At 32.1% G+C, this 850-nt stretch carries 1 protein-coding gene and 1 pseudogene; one reads left to right on the forward strand and one right to left on the reverse strand.

Annotated features, from left to right (window positions below):
• Window positions 1-190 (forward strand): annotated as a pseudogene (locus tag BN38_RS11300) (transposase); the annotation flags it as partial.
• Between the two features lie 333 nt (window positions 191-523).
• Here BN38_RS11300 and BN38_RS02165 read toward each other — a convergent pair.
• Window positions 524-850: transposase (locus BN38_RS02165; RefSeq protein ID WP_044565272.1), on the reverse strand; the 327-nt coding region annotated here is incomplete at its 5' end.

The following is an 850-nucleotide window of genomic DNA, read 5'->3' on the forward strand; positions in this document are numbered from 1 at the left end:
CATAACAGAAGAATACAGAAAAACACCAACAGGTAAAGCAGAATACAAACAAAGAAAAGAAACCGTAGAACGATGCTTTGGTAGTGCAAAAGAAAATCATGGATTTAGATATACAAATATGAAAGGGCTAGCAAAAATGAGAATGAAAAGCGCCCTAACTTTTACGTGCATGAATATGAAAAAATTAGCAAGCATACTGTGGAAAATGGACTCCAAGAGGGTCTTTTTTAATGCAATAAAAGCAGTAATAAAGAAAAATAAAGACAAACTCCAAATTAAACTTGGGTTTGTCTTCAGTCTGAGCTGGCTTTATCGCCAGCCTTTTATGAATTTTAGGATATGTAAATAATTTTGTGTATCAACCTAAATCCTGAGTAAGGGTAAGGGTTGATACATTTTTTATGTATCAATATATGTCCATTCCTATAGGAATGGAGCTTGTCTTAATTTTACACAACTTTAATAAACTGTCAAATTTTCATGAAAATTTACAGCAGATTTTATACTCGATTTTTTTACTTATTTAAAACCTCCCTTCAAAAAATATTGATAATTGTGATAAGATTTGATCCCAGCCACGTATTCTGCTTGTCCACTTACTTGAGGCATCTACCATTGCTAAATACAAACTTTTTTGTAGAGCATAGTCATTTGGAAATATGGTCTTGTTTTTAGTAACTTTTCTTAGTTGTCTATTGAAGTTTTCCATGGCATTTGTTGTGTATATTAGTTTTCTTATTCCTTCTGGATATTTGAAATACGTGGATAGTTCTGTCCAGTTGTTTTTCCAAGAGCTTACGCACATAGGATATTTCTTAGCCCATTTTTCTTCAAAGATGCCTAGATTAGT

This window comes from Anaerococcus provencensis, assembly GCF_000312365.2.
GTDB lineage: Bacteria > Bacillota > Clostridia > Tissierellales > Peptoniphilaceae > Anaerococcus > Anaerococcus provencensis.